Source organism: Polyangium sp. 15x6 (genome assembly GCF_029960785.1).
Classification (GTDB): Bacteria; Myxococcota_A; Polyangia; order Polyangiales; family Polyangiaceae; genus Polyangium.
This window is the reverse complement of the sequence record NZ_JASBQE010000073.1, coordinates 24,826-45,667: the sequence shown is the minus strand read 5'-3', so window position 1 is coordinate 45,667 and position 20,842 is coordinate 24,826. Positions and strand designations below refer to the sequence as shown.

The 20,842-nt window shown below is 67.2% G+C and carries 15 protein-coding genes; 8 read left to right on the top strand and 7 right to left on the bottom strand.

What is annotated here, in order from left to right:
- Positions 1-27: 27 nt before the first annotated feature.
- Entirely contained in the window at positions 28-489 is a 462-nt protein-coding gene (locus QHF83_RS37475) for a hypothetical protein (RefSeq protein WP_282422853.1), read from the top strand.
- Here QHF83_RS37475 and QHF83_RS37470 read toward each other — a convergent pair whose 3' ends face one another.
- Positions 490-1,563 (bottom strand): NnrU family protein, encoded by a 1,074-nt coding sequence (locus tag QHF83_RS37470; RefSeq protein ID WP_282422852.1) that lies wholly within the window; start codon positions 1,561-1,563, stop codon positions 490-492.
- Positions 1,564-1,634: 71 nt separating this feature from the next.
- On the opposite strand from QHF83_RS37470, the gene QHF83_RS37465 reads away from it, so the two are divergent.
- Positions 1,635-2,480 carry a UbiA family prenyltransferase gene (locus tag QHF83_RS37465; protein ID WP_282422851.1) on the top strand — a complete coding sequence of 282 codons (846 nt, stop codon included), beginning with the start codon at positions 1,635-1,637 and terminating at the stop codon, positions 2,478-2,480.
- 29 nt (positions 2,481-2,509) lie between these two features.
- The gene (locus QHF83_RS37460; protein WP_282422850.1) at positions 2,510-3,520 is read left to right on the top strand and encodes a radical SAM protein; all 1,011 of its coding nucleotides are present in this window, start codon (positions 2,510-2,512) and stop codon (positions 3,518-3,520) included.
- Here the strand turns inward: QHF83_RS37460 and QHF83_RS37455 are convergent.
- Positions 3,505-5,211: a hypothetical protein gene (locus QHF83_RS37455; RefSeq protein ID WP_282422849.1), complete on the bottom strand. Its 1,707-nt coding sequence runs from the start codon at positions 5,209-5,211 to the stop codon at positions 3,505-3,507. The genes QHF83_RS37460 and QHF83_RS37455 overlap by 16 nt on opposite strands.
- Before the next feature lie 115 nt (positions 5,212-5,326).
- Here QHF83_RS37455 and QHF83_RS37450 point away from each other — a divergent pair, with 115 nt between their 5' ends.
- Positions 5,327-5,977 (top strand): hypothetical protein, encoded by a 651-nt coding sequence (locus QHF83_RS37450; protein ID WP_282422848.1) that lies wholly within the window; start codon positions 5,327-5,329, stop codon positions 5,975-5,977.
- On the opposite strand, the gene QHF83_RS37445 is transcribed toward QHF83_RS37450, so the two are convergent.
- Positions 5,949-6,689: a hypothetical protein gene (locus tag QHF83_RS37445; RefSeq protein WP_282422847.1), complete on the bottom strand. Its 741-nt coding sequence runs from the start codon at positions 6,687-6,689 to the stop codon at positions 5,949-5,951. The genes QHF83_RS37450 and QHF83_RS37445 overlap by 29 nt on opposite strands.
- Positions 6,690-7,602: 913 nt before the next feature.
- On the opposite strand from QHF83_RS37445, the gene QHF83_RS37440 reads away from it, so the two are divergent.
- A complete protein-coding gene (locus QHF83_RS37440; RefSeq protein ID WP_282422846.1) occupies positions 7,603-8,202 on the top strand; it encodes a hypothetical protein in 600 nt (199 codons plus the stop codon).
- Between the two features lie 27 nt (positions 8,203-8,229).
- Here QHF83_RS37440 and QHF83_RS37435 read toward each other — a convergent pair whose 3' ends face one another.
- Together QHF83_RS37435 and QHF83_RS37430 are read right to left on the bottom strand one after the other, a co-directional pair.
- A complete protein-coding gene (locus tag QHF83_RS37435) occupies positions 8,230-9,879 on the bottom strand; it encodes a hypothetical protein (protein WP_282422845.1) in 1,650 nt (549 codons plus the stop codon).
- 188 nt (positions 9,880-10,067) lie between these two features.
- Positions 10,068-12,704 (bottom strand): hypothetical protein, encoded by a 2,637-nt coding sequence (locus QHF83_RS37430; RefSeq protein ID WP_282422844.1) that lies wholly within the window; start codon positions 12,702-12,704, stop codon positions 10,068-10,070.
- A gap of 778 nt (positions 12,705-13,482) precedes the next feature.
- Here QHF83_RS37430 and QHF83_RS37425 point away from each other — a divergent pair.
- The 3 genes from QHF83_RS37425 to QHF83_RS37415 all read left to right on the top strand — a co-directional run bounded on the left by QHF83_RS37425 (position 13,483) and on the right by QHF83_RS37415 (position 19,031).
- The gene (locus QHF83_RS37425; protein WP_282422843.1) at positions 13,483-17,370 is read left to right on the top strand and encodes a calcium-binding EGF-like domain-containing protein; all 3,888 of its coding nucleotides are present in this window, start codon (positions 13,483-13,485) and stop codon (positions 17,368-17,370) included.
- A gap of 69 nt (positions 17,371-17,439) precedes the next feature.
- Positions 17,440-18,375 carry an NAD-dependent epimerase/dehydratase family protein gene (locus tag QHF83_RS37420; protein ID WP_282422842.1) on the top strand — a complete coding sequence of 312 codons (936 nt, stop codon included), beginning with the start codon at positions 17,440-17,442 and terminating at the stop codon, positions 18,373-18,375.
- Positions 18,372-19,031: a PIG-L family deacetylase gene (locus tag QHF83_RS37415; protein ID WP_282422841.1), complete on the top strand. Its 660-nt coding sequence runs from the start codon at positions 18,372-18,374 to the stop codon at positions 19,029-19,031. Before QHF83_RS37420 ends, QHF83_RS37415 begins: the two co-directional genes overlap by 4 nt.
- On the opposite strand, the gene wecB is transcribed toward QHF83_RS37415, so the two are convergent.
- Complete coding sequence (wecB, locus tag QHF83_RS37410; protein WP_282422840.1) at positions 19,018-20,136, bottom strand: UDP-N-acetylglucosamine 2-epimerase (non-hydrolyzing); 1,119 nt, start codon at positions 20,134-20,136, stop codon at positions 19,018-19,020. The two genes, QHF83_RS37415 and wecB, sit on opposite strands and share 14 nt — an antisense overlap.
- Complete coding sequence (locus tag QHF83_RS37405; RefSeq protein ID WP_282422839.1) at positions 20,136-20,810, bottom strand: glycosyltransferase family 2 protein; 675 nt, start codon at positions 20,808-20,810, stop codon at positions 20,136-20,138. Before QHF83_RS37405 ends, wecB begins: the two co-directional genes overlap by 1 nt.
- Positions 20,811-20,842 lie beyond the last annotated feature (32 nt).

Here is a 20,842-nt window from a genome sequence, read left to right as displayed (position 1 = left end):
AAAGCCGGCATCGTGTAGCTTTGCCGCGTGCGCCTCGAAGAAAAGCTCGTTTCGCTCCTCGGCAAGGACGATCAAAAGCTCCTGGTCCGCGCCATGTGCGCCTGTGCGCGGCGACAGCTCCCGCACGCGAAGCAGATCGATCCATTCAACGCCACGATCTTGGAGACGGCCGAGGCATGGGCCGCCGGCACCTCGCCTCTCGAAAAGGTCCGCGAGGTCCTGAAGCGAGCGGAGAACACGCGGGGCGGCATGTTCCCGACGACGTGCGTGCGGGTGATCGTGGGGCCCGACGCCGAGCGCGAAGACGACGTGCGGGTCTTCGGAAAGCAGCTTCCGACGGCGCTGTGGATGGCGAGCGAGGCAGGGAAGCGATGGGCCGCGAAGGCGGGGCCGCTCGCGCAGGTCGGGAAAGAGCCCGCGGCGATGGCGCAGATCGCGGCGGTGGAAGAAGAGCTCTGCGCCCTCGTCGATCGAGCAAGAGACGGCTGATTACGGCATCGCCGAGACGCCGATCACCATTCGGTGCCCGTGCAGCATGCCGACGTAAAGCAGAATCGCCACGACGACCCGCACGATACCGATCTCGGCGAACGCCTTGCCCACGCCGCCGCGGGCGAACGGCACGAGCGAGGTCTTCGCGGCGAACGGCTCCCACGCGTTGCCGAGCGCGATCTTGCGGCGGCTGTCGATGTGCAGCATCCCCGCGATCGCCAGGGACGCGATTCCGCCGAAGAGGCAGACCGACGCCACGTCCCCGTTCGGCGGGATATGGCCGAGCCCCCAGAGCGCGAATGACCACAACGCCGGGTGGCGCGTGATCCGCACGATCCCCCGCGGCTCCGCGCCCACCGCCTTTTCCTGCATCATCTGGGTCGGGTTTTTTGTGGAATACCCGCAGACCATGAAGAAAAACGCGATCGGCATGACGACGACCGGGATCCAGCGGGTCCACGCCGGGGCACGCCAGAGCTCCTCGTAGGGCGCCGCGCGATACGCGAAGATCATCCAGACGAACGCCGCGAGGACGAGGATCGAATAGAGACCCTGAAAACCCTTCTCGCTGAGCCTCTGGATGAGCGGGCGGCGGAGGGTCAGGCTCGACAGGCCAATGTGGCCGAGCACGAAAGACAACGTCGCGGCCGCGAGCACGCGGAGGCTCCCGTCCTTTCCGCCCTTCGCAGGCTCCGGCTTCGGGGCGCCGCCGATCTCGACGATCGCGGCGACGAGGTGATCGACGTCCCCTTCGCGCATCGCGAGCCCGGGCATCGCGCCGGGCATGTATCCCTCGACGACGTCGTGGTTCGGCTCGAGGATGCTGCGGCGGATGTAGGCCTCGTCCGCCACGATCTCGCGGGGTTTTTCCTGCGTCGTGACCTTGCGCGTCTTGCCGACGAGGCCGAGATAGGTCGGCCCGGGGCGCGCGGAGCCGTCGAAGGAATGGCAGGCCGCGCATCCGCGCTCGAAAAGGAGCTGCTTGCCGCGCGCGGGATCGCCGTCCGCGAGCGCGCGCGGGGCGAGGAGCAAGCAGAGGCCCGCGAGGGCGAGAGCCGGGAGGGTACGCATGGGGCCGGAGGGTACGATGGGCGGAGGTGATGTGCCAGGGCCGCGTTCCGTGTATACTCCTGCGCCGCGCGATGGAAACCCACGCAAAGGCAGACGGGCTCGGAGAGCTCCTCCGCGCGCTCTCCGCGCTCCGCGCCCCGCAGTGGGCCCATTTCGTGGTGTTGCCCCTCGCCGGCCTGCCACGCGCGGCGCTCGGCTCGAAGCGCGGCCTCGCCCGCGGCGCGCTCGGCCTCGCGGCCGCCTCCTTTTCGCTCGCGTATGCCTACGGCCTCAACGCGGTCCACGATCGCGCGAGTGACGCTTCGGCCGAGAAAAACCCCCTCACGGGCGACGCGCCCTTGCCGCCTCTCATGATCGCCGCGCTCGGCGCTTCATTTGCGCTCGCGCTCGGCGCGAGCGCGCCGCTCGGCGCGCGTGCTTGCCTGCGGACGCTCGTGTCCCTCGCGGCGGGGACGCTCTACAGCGCGCCGCCGCGGCTCAAGGACCTCCCCGTGCTCGGGCTCGTCGCCAACACGGCGATCTTCGCGCCGCTCCTCGGCCTTTGCCTCATCGAAGGCGAGGAGCCGCCCGCATACGGGCTGCTCGCGGCGACGTTCGTGGGGCTGCTCGTCCAGAACCAGCTCTTGCACGAGATCGCCGATGCGGCGGAGGACGCGGCGGGCGGCGCGGTCACGACGGCTCGATGGCTCGGGCCCGAGCGCGCGCGCATCGCGGCCGCGGCCGTGGCCGTGCCCTTCGCCGTGGCCGTGCGCGCCGTCGCGCCGACGCCTCTCCTCGCCCGCGTGGCCGGCCTCGTGCTCGCGGTGGGCGCGGCGGCGGCGCTTTGGCGCGGTGATCCCGCGACGGCACGAAAACGGCATCGGGGCGTGGCCGCCGTGGGCGGCGCGATCCTTTATTGGCTCGGACAAACGACATGATCACGCGCGCCGTCCGAAGAGCCCTCCCGATGATCGAGCGGTCGGCCCGGCTCGGGTTCGCGCTCGCCACGCGGAGGAGGCTCCCCTATTCGGTGACGTTCATCCTGACGCACCGATGCAACTTCCAGTGCGATTATTGCGACATCCCCGCGGCGGCCGGCGCCGAGATGTCGAAGGACGAGTTTTGCGCCGCCATCGACGAGCTCGCCGGGGCGGGCATGGCGCGGGCGAGCTTCTCCGGCGGCGAGGTGCTCCTCCGGCCGGATGCGCTCGCGATCGTCGGGCACGCGAAATCGCGTGGCCTCTTCACGTCGCTCAACACGAATGGTTGGCTCGTCGGCCGGCACATCGACGCCCTCGCGTCCACGCTCGACATGATGGTCGTCTCCATCGACGGGCCGGAGGATCGGCACGACCTCGTCCGCAGGAAGCGTGGCTCCTACAAGCGGGTCCTCGGCGCGATCGATCTCGCGCGGAGCCGTGGCGTCGCGGTCGCCACGATCACCGTGCTCTCGCGGCAAAACCTCTCCGTCGTCGACGACGTGCTCGCGCTCGCCGAGAACCACGGGTTCTGGGCGTATTTCCAGCCGGCGTACGCGGATTGCTTCGAGCATGCGCGGGGCCTCGATTCCGCGCTCTCGCCCGACGTGCTCGCCGCGCTCGCGCGCGACCTCGGGCGGGCCCGGGCGCGAGGCTTGCCCGTCGCGGCCTCGCCGGGGTTCCTCGAGCGCCTCGGCCGCGGGCCCGCCTTTGGCGATTGTGGAGATTGTCACGCGGGCCGTTATTTCGGCACCGTCCTGCCCGACGGCGTCGTCGTGCCGTGCCACCTCGTCTCGAAGGAGGCCGTCTACCCGAACGGACGCGAGATCGGGTTCGTCCGGGCGTTCCTCGAAATGCCGCACCCCACGCGTGGTCCGGGCTGCGCGATCAGCCCCTACCAGGAGTCCGATCTCATCTTCCACCTCGACACGCGCGCCATCGCCGCGGCGATCGAGCGTTTTTCGAGGACGCCCGGCCCCCGCGCTCATTCGCGCGGATAGGCTAGCGACACGAGCCGGTAGCCGGGCGCGCCGGACTCCGTGGGGAACGACCATTGCGCATCGATCCGCGCGCCTTGCTTCTCGGCGGCCGTCCGCAGCGCCGCGGCGATCTCCTCGTTGTCGGCGAACGACCCCTCGTACAGGTTGTTCCCCTCGGTGAGCAGCACCCATCGGGGCCTGTATTGCGAGAGCACGTCGCCGAGCCGCTCGGCCGTGGTCCTGTCCTGAACGATGCGATTCAACATCAAGACCGGCCACGCGTGCACGGGGGCGATCGCGCCGTTCGTCCACGCCTCGATCACGCCCGCCTGGTTGTATGTGGTCGTCACGAGATCGGGGCCCTTCGCGCCGAGCGATTCGAGCTTCGTGACCACCGCGCGCTGGGCGTGACCGCTGAACATCGGATTCGAGACGCGCGTGTCTTGCCAGAGGCCAATCACCATGCTCTGCGCGCGCCACACGAGCGCGAGGGCGACGAGCGGGACGATCCGCCGGAGAGACACGGACGCGATCTGCTCGGCGACGGCGACGGCGAGCAGCGGCTCGAGCGCCATCGCGAGCTGAAATTGCATGGGATCGCCGTACAGCAATGCGCCGAGCACGGCATTCCCCAGGAGCCCCGCGAGCAGCATGCGCTCCCCGTCCCCCGCCGTTCCGCGCCGCAGCCGCACGAGGGCGATGACGAGCGGGGCGAGGCCGAGCAAGACGCCTTTCGTGATCGACAGCGGCAAGGGCGCGCCCGTGCGGAGCGGGCCCAGGATCGACAATGCGTCCCCGAGCCACGCGATTTGTACGAGCAGGCACGCCGGTATCTCGGTGAGATGCGAGAGGATGCGCCCGACGCGAAAATCCGCGAGCGGCTCCGTCCCCGGCCGGAAAGGCGCGAGTTGCGACAGGAGCGCCACGACGAGGAGGGGTACGGCCGCCATGAGCGCGGGGACGAGCGCGGCGCGTCGCCACGCGCCTCGGCGCTCGGGGCGCGCGAAGAGGGCGAGCAAGACGGGCGCGAGCGTGACCGCAATGGTGGCGCGGCAGAGCACGGCGAGCGCGGCGACGAGCCCGATCGCGACGGCGCGGCCGCGGGAGAGCGGCGCGCGCGACGCGGCGAGCGTGATCGCGCCGAGCATCGCCACCCGGCTCGCGCTCTCGAAGGCGTATCCCGTGCGCGCGAAAAAGAGGATCCCGAACGAGAGCGCGACGAGCGCGGGCGCGAGCAGCGTGACGGCCGAGGCGCCTTTCTGGAACGAAGACGATCGGCGCGCGATGACGTACGCGAGGAGGACGAGGGGCAGCGACAGAAGTACGCTCGACCTCTGCATGCCGGCGATTCCGCCGCCGAGCAGCGGACCGAGCAGGATTCCGAAATAGTTTCCGAGCGCGGTCTGGTGTCCCCGGATGAACACGGGCCAGACGCGGCTCTCGCCGTCGTAGGCGACGACGGGCCATTGAAATGTCGAGACCCAGCGAGGCCGGGACGGCGCGCCGGGCTCGAAGGGCGGCAGGGGCCTCGGGCGACGGTCGGGGCCGAGCTCGAGGACGTAATGGTATCGTTCGAGGTAAGGCTGGATTTCCTCGGCGACCACGCCGCGTGATCCGGCGCCCGGCCAGGCGAGCGCGAGGAAGAGGGCGGCGATCGCGGCGAGGGCCGCGAGATGCGAGCGCGGCGGGCGTGACGGAGCGGCGGGGTTCATCGGAGCGGCCGTTCGGCGGGGCGATGTGTACCACGGGTGGAAGCGCGGGTGGGGGGCTCGTTCACGTGGCGGATCGTTGACACGAGCGGCCGGGTCCCATACGGTCGTGCGCCCCGTGACATGGATCGTCGGCATCACTTATCTGTTTTTCATGGTGATGACGTTCGTCGCGCCGGCCTTCACGCGTGATTTCTCCGCCAAGGAGGGGCCGCTGGAGCACGTGCAGCACATGCTGCTCGTCGCGGGGATCGGCGCCTGGGTCGTCGCGGCCTTTCGCGCGGCGAAGGGGCGCGGTTCGGCTGTCGCGATTGCGTGTTTATTGACGTTCGTGCTCGGCGAGGAGCTCAACTGGGGGGAGGTCCTCGGGATCACGGCCGTGTCCGATCCGCTCCGGCGCGCGATCGGGCGGACCAATCTGCACAATTTCGGGCGGGGCCTGTCGTACCACCTCTTTGCGCTTCCGCTGCTGGCGCTGTTCGGGGCGGGGTTTTTCGCGCATTTTGCCCCGAAACGGTCGTCTTCGGGGTGGCTCGGCGCATGGCGAACCGCGTTCGGTGACCTGATACCGACGCGGGATCAGACGCTCGCGGCGGGGCTCGTGGGCGTGTGCACGGTGGTCCTGGGGCTCGCCATGTCCGCGTGGGAGAGCGAGCTCGACGAGGTGAAGGAGACGGTGGTGTATGGGCTCTTGATTGCGGTCGCGATGGAGCGCCGGGAGGAGCGGCGCGCCCTCGTGATCAAGGCTCCGCGGGCTTCTGCCGCTTGACGGAGCGCGCGCCGAGCGGGGGCGCGAGCTCTTCCCAGTCGTCGGGATGAAAGTAATGGGCGACGGCCTGGAGGAGGGCGTGCTCGCGGACGAGCAGGGTGGCCAATCGATTGCGGATGTCCACGGCGGGGGTGGGGGCGGCGGGGGCAGCCTTCGGCGCATTCGTGGGGCGGAGGTGGGTGACCAGGAAGGCGCCGATCTCCGCGGCCTCGTCGATCTGGGCCGGGCTGACGGGGTGTTTGCCGGCGATGGCGGGCGCGTGTTTTCGGAAGAGATCGGCGAGCGAGATACAATCCTCGGCGCGATCGCGCGCGCCGCGGCCGGCGACGATGACGTCGACCTCGGCCTCGGGGATCAGGCCCTGCTCGGCGAGGGCCCTGGCGGACGAGAGGAGCTGCGCGCGTAGCCGCGCGGCAGCGGAGAGCTTTCCCAGGAGGACCGATTCGCTGGGCGCCTCCTGCTCGGCGCGGAGCGCGGCGAACTTGGTGGCGACCGCGAGCTCGGGGAGGGCGAGGAGCGCGGTGAGGTCGATTTTGGGTAGGTGAACGGGGATGTCGTGCTCGTGCGCGGAGACGAACCTCATGCAGGTCGTGAGGTTCGCGAGCGCGAGGTCGAGGTCGAGGCGGAAGGGCAGAATTGCGTCGGCTTGGAGGGCTTGCGCCGCGGGGAGGTGCTTCTCGTAAGCATTCTTCGGGTCGATGGGGTCTGCCATAGGGGGCCTTTCCGTGGGTGATCGAGGGATGGAAGGTGGGGGACTGTACAAGAAGAGGAAAGGGTTTGCACGGGGGCTTCGGGGAGGGAGGGGCGGGAGGGAACGGTTATGCAAAAAGGTTCAGAAAGTGAAGGAGGCGAGGAAAAGGTTGCGTGGTTCGGGGTGTGGGAGGGGGCTTCGGTAGGAAAAGTTTTCCAGGTGGGGCTCGGGGAGGGGAGGGGGACGGGGAAGAGGTTTCCTCGGGAGGGACTTGGGAGGGGCTTCCGGGAGGAAAAGTTTTAGGGCGGGGCCCGGGGGAGTGGGTATCCTGGGGGAGATGTCAAGCAGGTTGCCTCATCGGTCGGAGGATCCTCCGGATGCAGCGGACCCGGCAGGGCGAGGGGCGCGGAGGGGCGCGCGGCTGGTCGGGGCGGCGTTGCTCGGCGGGATGCTGGCGGCCGCAGCGTTCGGCGTGCTGCGCGCGCAGGCGGGGTGTGGGGGGATGACGGTGCGGGGGGGCGGAGACGTCGGCGCGGGGGCGATAGGGGAGGGGGGACCGCCAGAGAACATGGGTGATGCAGGAGAGGATGCATCTGAGGGGGAGGCGGGAAGGGCGGCGTGTACCCCTGTTGTGGTCGAGGCGTATGTTGATGGTTCGTTCAGACACAGGTGGCACGTCGGAGATCCGCCGCTCGCTGTCGAACGGCCATCGCTCGTCGCTCGCCATTCGTTTCCGAGTGGTCTGTCCGATGCCCCTGCTCCTCGCACAGCCATCGCGTTCGGCCTGTCTGAACCTTATTTTGCCGCTGTTTTCTCGACGAGGGACCTCTGCTCCACGGAGGAAGCGTCACCTTCGTATCTGCGCTTCGTCTGCCTTGGCCGCAGAGCCGAGCCGCGTAGGATCGAGTATCGAATCGAGGGGGGACGTGTGCTCGTGATCAAGGAAGACGGCAAAGAGTTGGGGCGCGGCGACGGGAGGGATAGCTGGCACGTCACGCCCATGCCACCGGATGCGTGCGCCACGCTCGAGACCAAAATTCCCAAGCGCGACCTCACGCCGCTCGCGAATGCCTATCTTGACGACCGCCCCTCGGAGCATTGCCGCGCGAGCACGGTGACGCATCGCAAGGTCCCGGCTACCTTCGTTCACGAGGTGCTCCCGAAGGGGCATCGGTACTACGAGTCAGGAACACTCGAGCGCACGCGTACGCCCCCGTACCGCCTTTGCCGAGGCGTCACGCAAGTCCGACTCGTACTGCCGGCTGAGATTGCTCCCTCGCAGGACCTGGGTCTGCTTTTCGCACAGTGCAACGGTCTTTGCCATGCGACTCGCTGGCATAACCCCAACGGCGCCGAGGTCGAGTGCCACGAAGGCGGGCAGCTTGCCGCCTACCAGCTCGGGAATCACCTGTACGTCATCGACGACGAGCACGTGCGGCAGGTGCCGCTCCCGTGTGGGGTGGAGCTGGATTTTCAGATGACCGGCTTCGTTGCACAGCTAGGGCTGACGAAAGACGACATCCGAGAACAGTGACGCCCTGCGACCGGGCCACCCGCAGTTTTACGGGGAAGACCCAGGAGGCCGCAGGAAGTCGAGGTTGCTGACGAGGGCCGCATGCCCGAGCGCGGTATTGGCTATGAACGCGTGCGCTTTTCCGTTGTCGCCATCCGGATACTCGGGGCTTGTTACGGGATGGGTCTTCGGCTTCAAGTAGTCATAAGATAAATAGACCACGGACCAGTGTCCATCTCTCTTCGCGTACTTGCCCTGGTATTCCTCCGCCAGGATACCGCCAGCAGCGTCGAAGACCGTTCTCCCAAACTTACGACGCTCTGCTTCCTTTGCAGGTATGAGTTCCGAAAGAGTTGGATCCAACGTGGGTCGCCACTTACCTGCGGTATACTCGGAGTGGTACATCCTGAGGCGTCGGCCTTCGCCGCCACGCAAAAATGGCAAGAAATTATTTCCTATCCAGTGCTTGAAGCCATCCGGGCCGCCAAGGCTCAGATCCAGATCCCAGAGTTCCTTCCACAATTCACCGAATTTGCTTTTGTCGCGAACGGACACAAGCGGGTCGAGGTTCTCCGGTATCGGCCTGAAGAGACCCAACAACGGTTCCGTTCCTTCGCTATAGCCTGCGACAACGACTCGGCCGATCGCGGGAATGGAATTGTGTTTGCGTGCGATTGGGTACATTCCTTCGAGGCTGCCGTTGAAGTGCTTGTGCGTCAGATGTGCAATTTCAAGCAGCATGCGGTGGACACCCGGCGTGTTCGTGAACGGCCCCCAGTCGCCATAGTTATTGATGGGCAAGACGATGATAGCTTTCCTGTTCGCGGCGATGAGCTGAGGCGTGAGGTTGAGACGCTCAAATAGATATTCCTGCCCCAGAGTTGACAGGAAGGGCTGATGCGCCGTCTTTCTCTTCGTGAACGTGGGATCATTTAGGCCGTATGGGTATGTGTGGTGTGGTTTTAGCGCATAACCATCGTCTGGTCTCGTCTTCCCCTTGGTAGTCGGGCTCTGCATGACGATGAAATCAAATTTGGTGGTCGGCTGTGTAAAGTATGCCTTCGGCACCCAGATCGCAACCAGGTACTTACGTTTTCCGGGGCCGAACTCCAGCCAGCGAAAATGGCCCTCCTTCGACGGGTTCGGGTGCGGATACTCTGGGGATGGCCCAGCATTAAGCCGTTTCCAGGCGTCTTCCGTTGGGTCGCGAAGGATTGGATCGTTCAGCCTTATGAAGTCGGTCCTTTCGCCATCAAACAAGTCCTTGTATCTAAAAGTTTCTCGCGGCCCGTCCATGAGCACGCCATCCGGGGAGGTTTTGAGGTTTGAAAGGTTTGAAAGGTCTGCAGGGGTGATGGCTTTGAGCTGACTGCGCTGCGCCAACTTCATTCGGCCCAGAATGAACTTTACCCAAAGCTCACTTCCGGTGCGCGTGACGTTGCAGGTGGGGTTCGTCCACAAGGCCGGGTTCGAGGGATTGAAATCTGTGGACTCCTCGAAGTAGTCCGGATGGGTAGCCTTGATCGTCCAAGTTTCATTGGGCAGAGGCTCGGGCATGTCAGTCTTTATAAATTCGTTGGGTCTGGAATTCAGGGCGAGCGAACTTAGCTCGCTGTGCCAAACGCCGGCATCGACCTTGCACTTCTCTACCGGCCTATTATCCACATCGAACACCATGACCTTCAGCGTGGTAGCCATGCTTTGACCGTCCCTTTTCTGGTTTCCCGATGTCCCCTGCTCTGCTGCCAGGTATCGAATGTTGCTGTGCCGTCCCGCCACGAGCGGACACATGGAGCTGCACCCAGCACACATCACGAATGAACCCGGGTGACCCCGGCCGACGCAGACATCCACGTCGGCCGGGGCGACCCTCTCATGCCTGCCCGTCAGGGCTCTTCGGGCGGCGTGACCAGTCTCCCCGTGACCGGATCGTACTCGACCTGCACCGCCACGAGCTGATCCGTGGGCAGCACCTCGACCCATTGATCGAATACCCTGAAGTATTCGCCCGACGCCGGCGTCGCCTGGAACCCGCCGGTGAGCGGGTCGAAGCCGTTATCGTAGACCTTATCGAGCGGCATGATCCCGGCGGTCTTGACGTTCGAATCCGCGTGCTTCTTGGCAGTCTCGATGGCCAGATACCGCAGCGCATCTTCGATCGTCACGTCCGCTCCAGTGAAGCTCGCGTCATATCGGGCCTCGTCGGCGGGATCGGGCCAGGTATAGTCTTTCAGCACGGTGGCCATGGCATTCTTTTCCCCAGCTACCTCTTCCTGGTACAGCGCGTCGAGGCCATCCGCTCCCTCCACGGCCGCGTTCTTCAGCCACTTCAGCGCATCGAGCTCCTTGCCGGGCCGGATGGGGATGACCGCCTTCACCCACGGTGCGTTCAGGAAGGCATTGCGCATCGTGTCGCCGTCGAGCTGCAGCAGCCACCCGAGCGAGCTCCCGAGCTTCGCGGGCCGGGAGTCCTCGGTGATGTAATAGTTGGCATCCCGCCCGATCTCGGCGGAGCCGCCCCAGCTCACCGCGTTGTCGGGCGTGATCTTTTCGTACTTCGTGCCATCAGGGCCCTCGACGGCGCCGAGCGATTGCTTCACGGGGTGCGGACGGGGACTCCACCACTCCGGCGCCACGAAATAAAGCATCTTGTCGACATCGAACAGGGCGCTCACGAGCTCGGACATCAGGTGCCGGGTGGTGGGGTTCTTCTTCAGGTCCACACCGACGTCGAGCAGTTTTTCGATGAGCTTGCGGTACACGACGACCCGCTCCTCCTCGCGGAGCTCGACGCTGTTACGCGGCTCGACGCTGCTCGCTAGCCGCACGCGCTCCCGCGCGGCCTTGATGAAGGCCTCTTTGGCCAGTCGCGATTTCTCTTGCTCGTGCTCGGCCAGCTCCGCGTTGAACTGCTCCTCGAGCGCTTTTTGGTCCGGCGGGTTCCAGTTGAGCTTCACCGCCAGGTTGATCGAGGGTTGATTGTTGAAATTGACCTGCTTGAGGCTGATCTTGAACTTGCCCCCCGAATGGATCAGCTCCGGCTCCGCCACGCACACCGCGCTGTGGAGTGGCGTGACCTGGACGCTCTCGAGCCAGTATCCATGCTGCGGGGGTGACACGTCGTACTCCTTCTGCCATACGATCTTGTCGTTGTTGTCGGTGCCGCCCTCCTCGTCGCTGCCCTCGTAGAAGGTGACGTCCATCTCGTTACCTTCGCTGTCGTCCGCTCTCTCGTAGTGGAACGGGACCGTGGTCTCGACGACCTTGGGCTCAAGGTACACCGGCGCCTGCGGCAAGGGGAGGTTCGCCAAGTCGCTCGGCTCCGCGATATGGACGAGCTCTGCGACGCCGAGCGTGAGCCCCGGATCGTCGACGTACGCCTGCCAGCAAAGCTGCGTGCCGAAATCCTGGAGCTGCACGCCGACCTGCCGCATTTTCCGACGCAACTCGTAGTTCACGAGCGCGGACGTATTGTTCGTGAGCACGTAGCGCTTGCTCGACACGTCCGTCGTCTCGGTCACGGTGCGCAGCGAGGTCTTGTGGTTCCTCTTGATTTCGTTCGTGATCTTCGAGCTTTGCGCCCGGGTTTGCTTGTGGAGCTGCTCCCGCGCCTTTTTCTGGGTGTTGTCGAACCCGTAGCCTACGTTCGCTGAGGCGTGCGCGGAGAAGATCTCCATGTCCAGGCCGGCGTCGATGTTCGCGCTGACGCCGAGCTTCGTGTTGTTGGTGTTCTCGTCCTTGATGGCATCGGAGATCTCGTCCGTGTCGGTGACCGATTCCTCGGTCTTCTGGCTCGACTCGGAAGAGATCTCCGTAAAGCGCTCGGTCTGGACCCTCCGCGCGTGGCTCTCGACGAGCTCCACGACGGCGCCCGGCGAGAGCCAGACGTGCTGGATGGAGGGCCCGAGGAAAGAGTCGAACTCGAAGAAGTACTGGCGGAACAGGTGGATGATCCCGACCGGAGACAGCACGGCACGGTTGATCTCCGCATCGACAGCGAACTCCTCCTCCGGCTCCGCCAGGATCGTGAAAACCCCTGAAAGGTCGGCGTAGTCGAGCTCCGTCGTCTTCGGGAAGAAGAGCCCGCTCAGGACGTCCCAGGAGCTCTGTTGATAGAGCTTGGCGAGAACGCCGGCGATCACTGACTCGCGCTCGGCTGCGCGCCTGAATGCCTCGCGGCTGCTCGCGTTGACCCCGGGCGCTGGCGCGAGCTTCCGTCGAATCGTAGCGAGCTCGGTCTCGAGGATCGCGGGGGCGACGAATTCCGCCCAGTTGATGGTCTCCGGGGTGAGGATCGTCTCCTCCGACCGGATCATCTCGAGCACACGACGAGCGATGTGGCTGTCGACCTGGGCTGGCAGCCTGATCCGGTAGGGCGTCGTCACGGTACCCACCGAGAGGTTCTGGAGCTCGAGCTCCCGCCCACCGACGCCCGAGATGGTGTATTGCGGAATGATCTTCGACGCCGTGTATGCGATGACCGCTTCGCTGAAGTTCACGCTGTTTCCGAAGCGTCGCGTCATGTTCTTGGCGCGCCAGCCGAGCAAAGGCTGATAAATCCCAAAGAGCCCGCTTGCATAGGGCAGTGATCCCGTAAATTTTTCGAAATCGACAAGCATCGGTCCTCCTGATCGCCGCCAAAGCGCAGCGAAAAGCTATCCGTCACGGTCTTCCGCGCCGCTCTTGTACCATTTCATCCTTTTTGACCGATCCCGAGAGGTCTCGCATACATGCGGACGAGAGCCCATTCATGCGGGCGCGTCGATGCGCCCACGGCCTCACGGGTCGCCCCCATGTCGTCTTTCAATCAACGACGTCTGGGCGCAATCAATATACATCGGAATTTGGAGAACGACGAGGAGAGTTTCCGTTCGTGACACTTTGCCGGCCGCGAAGTCGATTGCACGCATAGCGAATTCAGTCACGCAACGAGGTGGGGCCTCCTCGACCCCCCATAGCCTCATCGCTCCATATAAGGAGGAGCTGAGGTCGAGCGGCCCACGCGCGGTAACATCCGCTTGCGCATGGACTCGAGATGTGCACAGCGGCGCCCATCTGCTGCGCGCCTCGTCCGAACCGACGACAATCGACGGCAGCATGACGAGCGACCGGGCGACAATGCGCTATCGATCGTGCTCGTCGCTTTGGCAAACCCCAGCGGCGAGCACGTCGGGTGCATCAAGGGCGAGGGGGCTCTGACGGCGTGCCGCCGTCCGCTCGTGCTCCATGGCCGCTGGTCGCCGCGCGTCGGGCGCTCGTTCGCCCTTCCGAGCCCGGACGAACGCCGATAGGATGCGCGCCATGCGAACGCGCCCCCCGACGGGTTGGCTCCCCACGCTCTTCGTGTTCCTCGCGCTCGTGGCCCTCGGCTGCGGCGATGACGGCAGCATTCCGCCGGGCCCCGTCGACGCCGGGCGAGACGTTACCGAGACGCCCGATGCCTCGGAGCCCGATGCCTCGGAGCCCGATGCTTCGGAGCCGGACGCGGGCTGTCCGCCGGGATCGTACCCCGATGGCGGCGTATGCGTGCTCGAGGGGAGCTGTCAAAACAACCCCTGCGGTGAGCACGGGACGTGTGACGATTCGAGCGGATCGGCCGTTTGCACGTGCGCGGAGGGCTGGGCGGGCGCGACGTGCGCGTCGTGTGATGCCGCGGGCGGCTACCACGACGACGGGGCCGGCGGCTGCACGACGGACCCGTGTTTGCCGGACCCGTGCATGTCGCCCGATCGCGTGTGCGACGGGAGCTCGGGCACCGCGAAATGCGTGTGCAAGCCCGGCACGCACGAAGAGCGCGGCGTTTGCGTCGAGGATAAGACGTGCCTGCCGACGACGTGCAGCGGTCACGGGAGCTGCGACGACGAGGGAGGCGAGGCCGTGTGCACGTGCGATGTCGGCTGGAGCGGCAGCGCGTGCGACGCGTGCGATGACGCGGGGGGCTATCACAGCGACGGAAACGGCGGCTGCACGACGGACCCGTGCTTGCCGAATCCCTGCGTCGCCCCGCACGCGAGCGTGTGCACCGTCGAAGCAGGATCGCCGGTCTGCGGATGTGATCCCGGGTATCACGACGAGAACGGCGCCTGCGTGATCGACGAGGTTTGCACGCCGTCGACTTGCTCGGGCCATGGCACGTGCGCGGTCGAAGGCGGTCACGTGGTCTGCACGTGCGACGCAGGGTTTGCCGGGGCCTCGTGTGACTCGTGTGATACGGCGGGCGGTTATCACGACGATGGAAACGGCGGCTGCACGATGGACCCGTGTTTGCCGAATCCGTGCGTCATGCCGAACAAGACGGTCTGCGCGGGCGAGGGCGCTTCGTACGTGTGCTCGTGTGATCCGGGGTATCACGACGACGGGAGCGGTGGGTGCACCGACGACCCGTGCACGCCGAACTTCTGCCTCGTGATGAACCAGGCCTGCGAGGTCGTGGGTGGGATGCCGCAGTGCTACACGCCCATGTGCGACGATCAGAATCCGTGCACGGTCGACACGGTCGTCGGCGGGAGCTGCCAGCATACGCCGCTCGCCAACGGGACGGCGTGCCAGACGTCGCTCTGCATCGTGGACCAGGCCTGTCAGGCGGGGGTCTGCGCCGGCGGCAGCCCGCGGGTGTGCGACGACGGCAATGTGTGCACGGACGACGCGTGTGACCTCTCGGTGGGGTGCGTCGCGACGAACGACGACACGAACGTGCCGGACGACGGAATCGCGTGCACGGTCGACGCGTGCGCGGGCGGCCTCGCGTCGCACACGACGAGCAACGCGGCCTGCGACGACGGGGCGTGGTGCACGGGCGCGGAGGTCTGCGCGCCGCTTCAGGCGGGCGCGGACGCGGAGGGGTGCGTGCACGTGAACGTGCCCCAAAAGCCCGTGAGCATCAGCCCGTGCGTGAGCTACGGCGCTTGTGACGAGGCGACGCAGTCGTTCCCGATGGTGCTCGCGTCGCCGGGGTCCTCCTGCAATGACGGTATCTCGTGCACGAGCGGCGACGTGTGCGACGCGCAGGGCGCCTGCAAGGGCACGCCCTCGGCCGGCTGCGACGGCGGCGCTTGCATGACCACGCACCCGGGCACGGGTGACATCGACATTCCGGTGGGCGTGGTGAGCGGAAAGATCACGCTCGGCGGGGCGCCGCTTCCGGGGACGAACAACGATTACGACGGCGCGGACATCTTCCTCGTGGCGAAAGACACGAAGGCCGCGCATGCGATCGGCGGCTACAGCTATCAGTATCAATCGCCGGGCGTGTACGTGCTCAGCCCGAACACGTACGGCGGCAAGGTGGTCGCGGGCGTGTACGACGTGCTTTATCGGCGCGGCTGGGGGTCGAGCGGGAATACGGTGTCGCGCACGCTGCCTGCGGCGACGCACGTGAACGGCTACCGGATGCTCGCGACGGGCGTCGTCGTGGGCACGGGGGAAAGCAAGCTCGACGTGAACATCCCGGTGGCGAACGTGAGCGGGACGATCACGCTCGGGGGCGCGGCGCTTCCGGCGACGAACAACGATTACGATGGCGCAGACATCTTCCTCGTGGCGAAGGACACGGGGGCCGCGCATGCGATCGGCGGCTACAGCTACCAGTACCAGTCGGCGGGCGTGTACGTGCTCAGCGCGAATACGTATGGGGGGAAGGTGGTCGCGGGCGTGTACGACGTGCTCTACCGGCGAGGCTGGGGGTCGAGCGGGAATACGGTGTCGCGTACGCTTCCGGCGGCCACGCACGTGAATGGCTACCGGCTCCTGGCGACGAACGTGACGCTCTCGGCGGGGGCGAACACGCTGAACGTGGACATCCCGGTGGCGAGCGTGAGCGGGACGATCACGCTCGGGGGCGCGGCGCTGCCGGGGACGAACAACGATTACGACGGCGCGGACATCTTCCTCGTGGCGAAAGACACGAAGGCCGCGCATGCGATCGGCGGCTACAGCTATCAGTATCAGTCGCCGGGCGTGTACGTGCTTTCCGCGAACACGTATGGCGGCAAGGTGCCTGCGGGTACGTATGACGTGCTCTACCGGCGGGGCTGGGGGTCGAGTGGGAATACGGTGTCGCGTACGCTGCCGGCGGCCACGCACGTGAATGGCTATCGGCTGCTCGCGACGGATGTCACGCTCTCGGCAGGGGCGAACACGCTGAACGTGGACATTCCGGTGGCGAGCGTGAGCGGGACGATCACGCTGGCAGGCGCGGCGCTGCCGGGGACGAACAACGATTACGACGGCGCGGACATCTTCCTCGTGGCGAAGGACACGAAGGCCGCGCATGCGCTCGGCGGCTACAGCTACCAGTATCAGTCGCCGGGCGTGTACGTGCTCAGCGCGAACACGTATGGCGGGAAGGTGCCTGCGGGCGTGTACGACGTGCTCTACCGGCGAGGCTGGGGGTCGAGCGGGAACACGGTGTCGCGCACGCTGCCGGCGGCCACGCACGTGAATGGCTATCGGCTGCTCGCGACGAACGTCACGCTCTCCGAGGGGGCGAACACGCTGAACGTGGATATTCCGGTGGCGAGCGTGAGCGGGACGATCACGCTGGCGGGCGCGGCGCTGCCGGGGACGAACAACGATTACGACGGCGCGGACATCTTCCTCGTGGCGAAGGACACGGGGGCCGCGCATGCGCTCGGCGGCTACAGCTATCAGTATCAGTCGCCGGGCGTGTACGTGCTCAGCGCGAACACGTATGGCGGGAAGGTGCCTGCGGGCGTATACGACGTGCTCTACCGGCGAGGTTGGGGGTCGAGCGGGAACACGGTGTCGCGTACGCTGCCGGCGGCCACGCACGTGAATGGCTATCGGCTCCTGGCAACGAATGTCACGCTCTCGGCGGGCGCGAATACGCTGAACGTCGACATCCCGGTGTCGCTCGTCGGCGGGACGATCACGCTCGGCGGCGCGGCGCTGCCGGGGACGAACAACGATTACGACGGCGCGAACATCTACCTCGTGGCGAAGGACACGGCGGCCGCGCATGCGCTCGGCGGCTACAGCTACCAGTATCAGTCGCCCGGGGTCTACGTGCTGAGCCCGAACACCTACGGCGGGAAGGTGCCTTCGGGCACGTACGACGTGCTCTACCAACGGGGCTGGGGGTCGAGCGGGAATACGGTGTCGCGCACGCTCACGACGGCGACACACGTCAATGGATATCGGCTCCTCGATCGGTGCATGACCACGCCTTGAAGGGGCGACGAGCCGGAGCGTAGGATGCGAGGGGGTGCGCTCGGCACCCCCGATCGAGGGAGTGTTCGGGTGCGGGTTCTCATCACGGGCGGCGCTGGGTTCATCGGGTCGAACCTCGCGCGCGCTCTCGCCTTTGCCGGCCACGAGGTCGTCGTCGCCGACAACCTCTCGATGCACCACTCGACCGCGCTGCTCGGAGACACCCTCGCGCGGCTCGCGTTTTTCCACTGCGACATCCGCATGTCCGAGGACCTCGACGCGCTACCCGAGGGACCGTACGACCGCGTCTACCACCTCGCCGCCTCCTTCGCGAACGCGCGCTCGCTCGCAGAGCCCTTGCTCGACGTGCGCACGAACGCCGAGGGCACGCTGCGCACGCTCGCGTTCGCGCGGCGCGTCGGTTGTGGGCTCTTCGTCTACGCCGCGTCGTCGTCGTCGTACGGGGCCGCGCCGCTGCCGCTGCGCGAGGACGGGCCGCTGCTCCCGAACACGCCGTACGCGATGACCAAGCGGCTCGGCGAGTCGTACGTGGAGGCGAGCGGGCTGCCTTTCGTCAGCCTGCGCCTGTTCAATGTCTACGGCCCCGGCGATCCGCCGGGCCTCTACCGCAACGCGATCCCCAACATGATGCGCGCGCTCGACGAGCGCGGCGCCCTCGACCTGCTCGGCGAGGACGCGACGCGGGATTTTACGTACGTGGATGATGTCGTCGACGTGATGGTCGAGGCGCATCGCGCGGAAGGGAGAATCCTCAACGTGGGCACGGGGCGCGAGACGCAGGTCGGCGGCCTCGCGCGGCAGATCCTCGCGCTCTTCGGCGCGGGCGAGGAGCGCCTGCGGATCCTGCCGCCGCGCGCGTGGGACACGGTCGTCCGCCGCGTCGCCGACGTGACCGCGCTGCGCTCGCTCTTCCCCAAAGCCTGCGAGACCCCGATCGATGTCGGTCTCCGCAAGACCGCGGCCTGGCTCCACGAGGCCGGATATCTCTCGCGGGGACCTGCTTGAAGCTCCCGGCCTCCGCGCTGTTCGTCGGCGCGCATTGCGACGACATCGAGCTCCTCGCGGGCGGGCTGCTCGCGCGCGCCTGTCGCACGGGCGTGCGCGTGGGCGTGCTCGTCTTCAGTGATCATCGCGGCGTGGTCTCCGTGGAAGCCGCGGCGCAGGCGCGCGCCGAGATGCAGGCGAACCTGCGCTGGCTCGCGGCGCGGACGGGCGCGGAGATCACGGATCACACGGACGTCCTGCTCCCGGCCTGCGAAGGCGCCTTCGAGGCGGAGCGCGGCCGCATCTACGCCGCGCTCGAAGTGCTGCGGGATCGGTACGAGGTCGTCGTCACACATCCGATCCACGACACGAACCAGGATCACCAGCAGGTCGCGCGCGAAGCCGCGCGGGTGTTCAAGGCGCACGCGACGCTGCTCGCAGGCGAGTTCCCGAACAACGATCTCGGCGATGGGCGCCTCGAGGTCTACGTCCCGCTCGACGAGCGCGACGTGGAGGCGAAGGTCCACATGGTCACGGCCTACACGTCGCAGCGCTTCGGCGGACGGCCGTACCTCGACGAAGGCGTCGTGCGCGCGCTCGCGACGCTGCGCGGGTCGCAGGTGCGCGAGCGCGCGGCCGAGGCTTTTTTCGTGCTCGGGCGGCTCATCGCGCGCTGAGCCATGCTTCGATCGCGCGCGCCACGCGCGGCCCTGCTTGCCCGTCCCAGCCCTCGATGACGGCCGGCTTTCGGCGCCGCCCGAGGGCCTCGCGAAACGCGGCGAGGATCCGGTCGGGCGAGGTGCCCGCGAGCTGGTTCGTGCCGTGCGTGATCGTCACCGGCCGCTCGGTGTGATCGCGGAGCGTCACGCACGGGACGCCGAGCACGCTCGTCTCCTCCTGCACGCCGCCGCTGTCCGTGAGCACGACGCGCGCGTTCGCGAGGGCGCACAAAAAGTCATGGTAGCCGAGCGGGCCCGTCATCCGCACGCCGGGCATCGACGCGAGACGCGCGGCGAGCCCCGCCTGTTCGAGGCTCGCGCGCGTGCGCGGATGCACGGGGAAGAGCACCGGCGTGCGCCGCTGCATCTCGTCGATCACGTCGACGACCCGCGTGATCCCCTGGCCACCGTCGACGTTGTGGGGCCGGTGGACCGTGAGGAGCGTGTACGCCTCGGGCTCGAGCTCGACGCGCCGGAGCACGGCGCTCTCGAGGGCGCGCGGGAGCGCCGCTTGGAGCGCGTCGATCATCACGTTGCCGACGAAGCGGATCTTCTCGCGCGGCGCGCCCTCGCGCAGGAGGTTCGCCTCGGCGTCGGCCGAAGGGGTCAAGAGGAGCTCGGCGATGCCGTCGGTGACGACGCGGTTGATCTCCTCGGGCATCGTCCGATCGAACGAGCGGAGCCCCGCCTCGACGTGCACGACGGGCACGAGGAGCTTGGCCGCGACGAGCGCCGCGGCCATCGTCGAGTTGACGTCGCCGTACACGACGACGGCGTCGGGGCGCTCTGCCCGCAAGGCGTCCTCGAACGCGACCATCACCGCGGCCGTTTGCCGCGCGTGCGAGCCCGATCCCACGCCGAGGTACCGATCGGGCAGACGGAGCGCGAGGTCCTGGTAAAACGCATCGCGCAGAGCGGTGTCGTAGTGCTGGCCGGTGTCGACGAGCAGGTTCCGCACCCCGGGGAGCGCCTCCGCGGCGCGCAGGACGGCGCTGGCCTTGACGTAGTTCGGCCGCACGCCGACGACGTGCACGACGACGCGGCCCTTTGCGCGCGGAGCCATCAGCCTTCGAGGCGCTTGCGAAGGATCCGGAGGAGGATCCGGGTCCCGTCGCGGAACGAGTGCAGGCTCGACGCGCCGTGATCACGCCGCGTCCGGGAGACCGGCACCTCCACGACACGCGCCCCCGAGCGCAGCACCGAGAGCAGGAGATCGACCTCGATGTCGTACCGGTTCGCGGAGAGGCGCGCACGCTCGGCCGCCGTCCTGCGCACCGCACGAAAGCCGGCCTGCGTGTCGGTCAGGTGCGCGCGGAAGAGCGCGTTCACGATGCCCGTGAGGAGCTGATTTCCCGCGCGGTTCAGCGGCGTGATCGCGCCCTCGCCGAACCGGCCGAGGAAACGCGAGCCGACGACCATGTCGACGCCGGGCTCGAACGCGCCGAGCAGCGCGGGGATCTCGCGCGGATCGTCCTGCCCGTCGGCGTCGAGGAAGAGCAGGAGGTCGCCGCGCGAAAGCTCGATCCCGCGTCGCACGGCCGCGCCCTTGCCGCGGTTTTTCGCGAACCGTTCGACCTTCGCGCCGGCCGCCTCGGCGAGCTTGCCGGTGCCGTCGTGGGATCCGTCGTCGATGACGATCACCTCGCAGAGGCCCGGCGTGTGCTCCATGCAGCCGCGCACGACGCGCTCGATGGTGCCCGCCTCGTTGTACGCGGCGAGGATGACCGAGACGTTCATCTCCCGAGACGTACCACAGGCGCCCTGGGGTG

Excerpts from the sequence above, each read along its gene's own strand:
- wecB (WP_282422840.1), bottom strand. The coding sequence starts at position 20,136 with ATGGCTCCGCGCGCAAAGGGCCGCGTCGTCGTGCACGTCGTCGGCGTG.
- QHF83_RS37445 (WP_282422847.1), bottom strand. The coding sequence starts at position 6,689 with ATGGCAGACCCCATCGACCCGAAGAATGCTTACGAGAAGCACCTCCCC.
- QHF83_RS37430 (WP_282422844.1), bottom strand. The coding sequence starts at position 12,704 with ATGACGCGACGCTTCGGAAACAGCGTGAACTTCAGCGAAGCGGTCATC.
- QHF83_RS37455 (WP_282422849.1), bottom strand. The coding sequence starts at position 5,211 with ATGAACCCCGCCGCTCCGTCACGCCCGCCGCGCTCGCATCTCGCGGCC.
- QHF83_RS37460 (WP_282422850.1), top strand. The coding sequence starts at position 2,510 with ATGATCGAGCGGTCGGCCCGGCTCGGGTTCGCGCTCGCCACGCGGAGG.
- QHF83_RS37405 (WP_282422839.1), bottom strand. The coding sequence starts at position 20,810 with ATGAACGTCTCGGTCATCCTCGCCGCGTACAACGAGGCGGGCACCATC.
- QHF83_RS37470 (WP_282422852.1), bottom strand. The coding sequence starts at position 1,563 with ATGCGTACCCTCCCGGCTCTCGCCCTCGCGGGCCTCTGCTTGCTCCTC.
- QHF83_RS37435 (WP_282422845.1), bottom strand. The coding sequence starts at position 9,879 with ATGGCTACCACGCTGAAGGTCATGGTGTTCGATGTGGATAATAGGCCG.
- QHF83_RS37465 (WP_282422851.1), top strand. The coding sequence starts at position 1,635 with ATGGAAACCCACGCAAAGGCAGACGGGCTCGGAGAGCTCCTCCGCGCG.
- QHF83_RS37425 (WP_282422843.1), top strand. The coding sequence starts at position 13,483 with ATGCGAACGCGCCCCCCGACGGGTTGGCTCCCCACGCTCTTCGTGTTC.